The sequence below is a fragment of the Vibrio eleionomae genome (assembly GCF_009874545.1).
Taxonomy (GTDB): domain Bacteria; phylum Pseudomonadota; class Gammaproteobacteria; order Enterobacterales; family Vibrionaceae; genus Vibrio; species Vibrio nitrifigilis.
Map to the genome: position 1 here is coordinate 20,970 of NZ_WEKT01000062.1, position 6,054 is coordinate 27,023.

Below are 6,054 nucleotides of genomic sequence, written 5' to 3' on the forward strand. Positions count from 1 at the left end.
GCGTCTCGTTCGTTAAGGTTGGACGGCTTAAATATCGAGGACCAATTTTGCACTGCGCGCTCTTGAGCAGCATAAGGTAATTTGGTCGTTGTCTTCTTTTTCTTCATCAGTTAAATACACGTCACGATGATCGGGCGTGCCTTCGAGCACATCACACAAGCAGGTGCCGCAAGTGCCTTGTTCGCACGCGACCTGCACTTTAATTCCAGCTTCTTTCAATGCTTGGGCAATGGTTTGGTCTTCGAGCACGGTTACGCTAATGCCACTTTGTGCCGCCACAACTTCAAAGGTATTACCGGAGGTTTCGACTTCCACATTGAAATATTCACGATGAATGTGCGCATCGTCGTAACCCATATCCACCGCCGTATCGATAACGCACTGCATGAAATGTTCTGGGCCACACACATAGAGGTGTGTACCCGTGACGGGATCTGGCAAGGTGGTATGAAAATCCAACCGTTGACCACTGTGTTCAGCAGTAAAATAAGGATGAACCTTAGCCGCAAACGGCGCAGCGATTAGCTCATTGATAAACCCGCAATGTGACCGTTCCCGGGCGCAATACCATAGGTCAAAATCCTGTTGTAGATTGTGCAAACGATGCGCCATCGAAATCATTGGCGTGACACCGATTCCCCCGCCGATCAAAACTGAGCGTGGGCTTTTTTCAGTCAATGGAAATAAGTTGCGCGGCAGGCTAATTTCCAACTCAACGCCTGGCATCAAGGTATCAAATACCGCTTGCGAACCACCGCGAGAATTCGGATCTTTTAGTACGCCTAGACGGTAATAATCTTGTTGGTCAGGGTCACTACATAATGAATATTGGCGAACCAAACCGTTAGCAAGGTGCAAATCAATATGCGCCCCAGCTTCGTAAGCAGGCAGCGGCTGTCCAGCCGGATCGGTCAACTCTAGGACCACAACGTCACTGCCCTGCACTTCGCGTTTATTTACCTTCACCGTTAATGTTTGTTCAGACATCACTGCCTCCTTGCAAATATGCGCTTAGCGCATAAATAGACCACCATTCACATCCCATGTGGTCCCTGTTGTAAAGTAAGCTTCAGGGCGAGCCAACTGCTCCACCACATCACCAATAAAATCCGCATTACCCAGTTTGCCAACCGGAATAGCACTCAGTAAACCTGGTAAACGCTCAGCGGGAACCAACTCTTTGACCATCGGTGAGTCAATGGGCCCCGGAGCCACCGCATTAACGGTAACACCACTTGCAGCCAGCTCTTTGGCGAACACTTTAGTTAACGTGATGATGCCACCTTTCGATGCCGCGTAGTGTGCCCCTGTTGAAGTACCACCATTTTGCCCCGCCAGCGATGCCATATTGATAATGCGACCGTAACCTTGTTCCGCCAGATAACGACCAATCACCTGACACCCCGTAAACGTGCCGCCTAAGTTAATACTGACTAACTGTTTAAAATCGTCTGGTTTAAGTTCCATGGTACTAACGGCTTTGGTCATGGCAGCATTGTTAACCAGCACATGCAGTTCACCCCAAAACGTTAATGCTTGGTCCAGCGCCGCAGAAAAATCACTCTCTTGCGCTACATCGAGCACGCATGATTTAGCACGCTCACCCGTTGGGTCGAGACTCAATGCGGCCTCTTTCACTCCAGCTTCATTAATGTCCGTCAGCAGCACTCGGTAACCCGCAGCAAATAAACGAGAGGCGATATGAAAGCCCACGCCTTGCGCTGCGCCTGTGACCATTGCCACTTGACCTTTTGCTTGTTCAGCCATGATCAATCTCCTTAGAAAATGAAGCTAACGGTGCGCAGATATCCCTCGGCGTGCAGCAGTTTGACGACCTTTTGTTCCATCAAGAAGCTATCGCCATCAGGCACTAAAGTGAATTCCACATCGGCCGGATAGGTAATTAAATTGCCGTGACGCAATTCATTAATTGTGGTGGCGCAGCGTGCCAGAATACGGTCAGAACCGGCATCTAAAATACGCACGCGAGAGACCATTCGCACTGTCACCGTTGCATCAGCGGCAGAAACGGATTCGCCATTTTCCAAGCGCGCAATACGCATTTCACGCATGGCGTGATCATCGTAGGCAAGGTTAAGCGTCGCAGCGTAATCGGTGGTTTCACGATCAGTCGGCACAATGTAATGGCCTTTTTCAGTCCAGAGTTTCAACCAACTTTGGTATTCGCGGTGATCTAACATATCCGCTTCGGCCCACAAGAAAGCGCTCACTTTATTGATTAACTCTACATTCATATCCAAGCTCATGATTATGCCTCCTTCCCTGCTGCCATCATCTCTTTGTATTTACGATACGCACCGCGCATACCTGTTTCTGAACAGACGGCGCCCGCCACATTGCCATCCACAGACGTGCGTAATTTACCCATACCTCGGTTGACCAAAATCCAACCATCTGTGCCGGCTGCCGCACCTTTTTGTACCCGTTCCCATGCTTCACCATCATCCGGTGTACCGAAGCCCATTGGGCCTTGGAAGTGTTCGTGTAAACGCATGCGTTTTTGGTTGAATGGTGCCGGTGCACCCTGTCCGCCAATCGCAACGTGTTGAATTTCTGTTTCACCGACAGACACCGGACGTAACACACGGAAAAAGGCCATTGAGCAAGACACATTAGGGAATAGGTTCAAGTTAAAGCCGGTACCGTGAGCCGCGCGAACGAGACGGCGTACCATGCCCTCTTCGTGACCTTCTTCGCGCAATGCTTGCGCCAGTTCTTCAAAACGCTCAGGGATGGGTTGATCTAAATTGGCTTCCAGATCCACCAGCTCAGGAATCATCACCATGACACTATGGCCGTGACCTAAATCTTCTACGAACCCTTCACCATCTAAGAAATCGAAAATATCGGCAGTAGAGTCATCTAATGAAGAGATGAAAGATTTGTGCACGATAGGGAAATGGTAAGCATCAGTGGTGTTTTCGAGCTGAATTTTCCAGTTACCAGGGAAAGTAAAGCGATGTTCACCCAGTACTTGAACAGGGAAACCTCCTGCTTGTTTAACAAATAGGTCGATCCATTTTTTAGCGCCGCCGAGGTAGTCATCTAACGATTCAATGTCGTTATTAAACGTTGCAAACACTAACCCTTGATAGGTTTCATGACGTAGGGTTTCCAGTGGTAGCTCTTTTTTATCGAGCACACCTTCATACTCTTCCATTTTTGGCACACCACGCAGCTCGCCATCCAGAGCGTAACCCCAGCCATGGTAAGGACAAGTAAATGATTTGGTTTTGCCACGATGTTTTTCACATACTGTTGCACCGCGGTGACGACAGCGGTTTTGCAACACATGTAAATTCATTTTACGGTCGCGACTTAAAATCACAGGGTGATGGCCAACATAACTGGTTTTAAAACTACCTGCTTCAGGCACTTCACTTTCATGGCCCACATAAACCCAAGTTTTAGTAAAAATCTTGTCGAGCTCTTCATTAAAGATCTCTGGGTTGGAATAAAGGCTTTTGTGAACACGTCCTTCCTCAACCAGATCAGCGGCGCTGACTGGGACATTGCGTACTTTGATATCTTCCATTTGAATAATCTCTTCCATGCTTGCTCACTGCCTGTCATAAACAGACGGCTTTATCGGTTATTTCACGACATTAGGCTGCGTATTGGCTGAATTAACGACCTAATGATGCTGTGTTATTGCTGTAGTTCTGAGGTGTCCGGTACTAGTAACTCGGCATCGCTGTTCCAGCTCGAAACAGGGCGGCTCAAACGATTTTCGGTTTGAAAATGGGCGATACGCCATATTCCTTCCTCACGTTCAAAGCGGATCGACAAACGCGCACTATTAAGGTGGGAACCACCAGCACTGAAGGTCGACACTTGCAACATGTTCCAGCTTCCGCTCGCTTGACTGCCATTAACCGACACACACTCAGAAGTTAGATAGTGCACGTTCAATGCAAAATGCGGTGGAAACGTGGCATATTTACCCAACATCGCCACAATATTGTCTCGACCATGATAGCCACCAAAGCTTTTGGCATAACGAGATCCTTTTCCTTCCCATACCGCTTGCTCGGTAAATAGCTCACCGAGTTCTTCCCATGGCGTATCTGGTGTGAGCTCGTCACACAGATCCATGTAGCGATGCAGACAGGCGCGGATCGCATTGACGCTCTCCAGCTGATCGACTCGGTGTTGCAATTGCTCCAGTTCCGTCATATCCACCTCTTAAGCGCGTTGCACAATCAATTCACGACCAATGCGCGCTTCTATTTTCACGTAACGCCATAATTTGTATGGGGTATCACCGACTTGAGTGGTACGCAGCAAGTTACAACATTGCGTGACCGTTTCGTAATCAGCTACATCGGCGAGTAGATAAGTGGTCCAAGGGGATTCTGTTGATGGCCCCACCATGGTTTGGTCATCATCCATATTGCCGATCACTTCTACGCCAGAGGTGTCGTGAATGCCATTCCACATCGCACCGAATGCCGCCCAAACGTCTAACTGCTCTTCACGTGGCGCATCAAAAAAGTTCTGGTTGATGCCTAGGCAAAATAGAACGCGTAGTGGTTTTGTATCTGACATAACTGTCTCCTTGTTATGAAGGGGAAATTTAAAGTGCTTAAGAATTTGTTTAACGAATGAATAAGTATCTGATGAGGCTTACAAATACCCGGGAGTCGGTTCTTGTCCGAAGAACACCGCGCCGGCGTTTTGCCAAGTTAAATCGCCCATAAAGGCATGTTGTGTGACCACTTGAGCATCATTCACAAAACGAGAAAGTGGGCTGGTGTTATACACCCCTGTCATTCCTGACAGCATTTGTGCTTTTCGCGTCACTTCGGCACATGTTCTCGACGCATGAGTAGAAGATAAACGCAGGTTGCTAATCTGTTGAGTCGTTGGCTGTTGGCCATTTTCGAGCGTCTCCCACGCTTCTTCCATCGCTTGATAGAAGAAACAACGCGCGGCGTTAAAATCGGCTTGTGCTTTAGCCACTTCCATCTGAGTTAATGGACGTTGACCAAGATTTGGTGCACCAGTAACAGAGGCGCGGCCAGCCGCCATATCGCGTAGCTCTTGCAGTGCCGCCCCAGCAATGCCAATGCCGACCACGGTCAGAACTTGAGTCGCGAAAGATAGCGCTGGATAACGGAACATGGTTTCTTGCAGTGTTGATGGACCACCGCGAACAAACGTCCAATCTTCACGGACTTCAACGTCTTTGACGACGATGTCGTGACTGCCTGTACCGGCAAGACCAGAGACATCCCAGTTCTTCTCAATGTGCGCCGCGCCTTGAGGTAACACAGCCATACGAGGCAAGCCCAATTTGTCACCTTCTTTCGGAGCGATACCAACCCCAAGCACATCAGCGCCCATGCAACCACTAGAGAATCTCCAGCGACCATTGACGATAAATCCATGTTCAGTTTGATCCGCCGCTTGCGCAGGGAAAATACCACCAGCGAATACAATGTCTGGCGTGTCGTTATAAAGGGTTTGCAACGTTTCCTCTGGTAACGCGGATAAATACACCACCCCCATCCCGAAGCTAGCCACCCACCCCGCCGAGCCATCCGCTTGGGAGATGGTTTCGATCACTTGGCAAAATTGAGAGGCCGTTAATTCATTACCACCTAGGCGCTGAGGCACTAAGGCGCGGTAAATACCGAACTCACGAAAACGTTCGATCACGTCAGGGCTGATAAATTGTTGTTGGTCGAATTCGCCAGAACGCGCACGTTCACGAATTTCATCCAAAAACACCTTAAAGTCAGCGCTTGATAACGCATCAAATGCTGATGGAGGTGTGGTTAACAACGGTGTTGCTAGAGAGTTCTGTTGAATCATCTTGGTGTCCTCATCAATGAGTTTATCTATCCAGTCATTGGGGGTGACTGCTGCACTCAGACTCCTTCCAACTTAGGTGGCATATTCCATGTCACATCCAAGCGATAGAGTGCAGTCGATGACACCTTGTGTCTGACTGAATGGGTCACATCCTGTACAAAGCACGTGTTAAGAAAACGTGATCTTTTATTTAAAATGGAATGAATTTAGTTGAAT

Annotated in this window: 7 protein-coding genes; all 7 read right to left on the reverse strand. The window is 48.6% G+C overall.

Annotation, left to right across the window (positions count from 1 at the left end; translation table 11 throughout):
* Window positions 1-27 precede the first annotated feature (27 nt).
* Window positions 28-987: a PDR/VanB family oxidoreductase gene (locus F9817_RS20690; RefSeq protein WP_161158095.1), complete on the reverse strand. Its 960-nt coding sequence runs from the start codon at window positions 985-987 to the stop codon at window positions 28-30.
* 24 nt (window positions 988-1,011) lie between these two features.
* Window positions 1,012-1,767, reverse strand: a complete 756-nt coding sequence (locus F9817_RS20695; RefSeq protein WP_161158096.1) for an SDR family NAD(P)-dependent oxidoreductase — start codon at window positions 1,765-1,767, stop codon at window positions 1,012-1,014.
* An 11-nt stretch (window positions 1,768-1,778) separates the two neighbouring features.
* Window positions 1,779-2,267 (reverse strand): aromatic-ring-hydroxylating dioxygenase subunit beta, encoded by a 489-nt coding sequence (locus F9817_RS20700; RefSeq protein ID WP_161158097.1) that lies wholly within the window; start codon window positions 2,265-2,267, stop codon window positions 1,779-1,781.
* A gap of 2 nt (window positions 2,268-2,269) precedes the next feature.
* Entirely contained in the window at window positions 2,270-3,574 is a 1,305-nt protein-coding gene (locus F9817_RS20705; protein ID WP_161158098.1) for an aromatic ring-hydroxylating oxygenase subunit alpha, read from the reverse strand.
* A 95-nt stretch (window positions 3,575-3,669) separates the two neighbouring features.
* Window positions 3,670-4,197 carry a nuclear transport factor 2 family protein gene (locus F9817_RS20710; RefSeq protein WP_161158099.1) on the reverse strand — a complete coding sequence of 176 codons (528 nt, stop codon included), beginning with the start codon at window positions 4,195-4,197 and terminating at the stop codon, window positions 3,670-3,672.
* A 9-nt stretch (window positions 4,198-4,206) separates the two neighbouring features.
* On the reverse strand, window positions 4,207-4,569 hold the full coding sequence (locus F9817_RS20715; RefSeq protein ID WP_161158100.1) for an IacB protein: 363 nt from the start codon (window positions 4,567-4,569) through the stop codon (window positions 4,207-4,209).
* A 78-nt stretch (window positions 4,570-4,647) separates the two neighbouring features.
* The gene (locus tag F9817_RS20720; protein WP_161158101.1) at window positions 4,648-5,838 is read right to left on the reverse strand and encodes an acyl-CoA dehydrogenase family protein; all 1,191 of its coding nucleotides are present in this window, start codon (window positions 5,836-5,838) and stop codon (window positions 4,648-4,650) included.
* Between the last annotated feature and the right edge of the window lie 216 nt (window positions 5,839-6,054).